The organism is Lentzea sp. NBRC 105346 (assembly GCF_030269605.1).
Classification (GTDB): Bacteria; Actinomycetota; Actinomycetes; order Mycobacteriales; family Pseudonocardiaceae; genus Lentzea.
The window spans coordinates 1-778 of record NZ_BSTQ01000046.1 but is presented as its reverse complement, the minus strand read 5'-3'; the positions used below and the strand labels follow the sequence as shown (position 1 = coordinate 778).

At 56.7% G+C, this 778-nt stretch carries 1 rRNA gene; it reads right to left on the bottom strand.

Annotated elements, in window-relative coordinates:
* Positions 1–31: 31 nt before the first annotated feature.
* Positions 32–778 (bottom strand): 23S ribosomal RNA (locus QSK35_RS42530); the annotation flags it as partial.

Sequence of the window (778 nt, the reverse complement as noted above, 5' to 3'; positions counted from 1 at the left end):
CCAGAACCGCACAGTGGATGCGTAGCGTCTTTGTAACAAGTCCTCGGCCTATTAGTACCAGTCAACTCCAACCGTTACCGGTCTTCCATCTCTGGCCTATCAACCCAGTGGTCTAGCTGGGGGCCTTAACCCACAAAGGGTGGGATACCTCATCTTGGAACGAGCTTCCCGCTTAGATGCCTTCAGCGGTTATCCCTTCCGAACGTAGCCAACCAGCAATGCTCTTGGCAGAACAACTGGCACACCAGCGGTCCGTCCGTCCCGGTCCTCTCGTACTAGGGACAGCCTTCCTCAAGTATCCTACGCGCGCGGCGGATAGGGACCGAACTGTCTCACGACGTTCTAAACCCAGCTCGCGTACCGCTTTAATGGGCGAACAGCCCAACCCTTGGGACCTACTCCAGCCCCAGGATGCGACGAGCCGACATCGAGGTGCCAAACCATCCCGTCGATATGGACTCTTGGGGAAGATCAGCCTGTTATCCCCGGGGTACCTTTTATCCGTTGAGCGACCACGCTTCCACAAGCCATGGCCGGATCACTAGTTCCGACTTTCGTCCCTGCTCGACCCGTCAGTCTCACAGTCAAGCCCCCTTGTGCACTTGCACTCAACACCTGATTGCCAACCAGGCTGAGGGAACCTTTGAGCGCCTCCGTTACTCTTTGGGAGGCAACCGCCCCAGTTAAACTACCCACCAGGCACTGTCCCTGATCCGGATCACGGACCGAGGTTAGACATCCAATACGACCAGAGTGGTATTTCAACGACGACTCCACA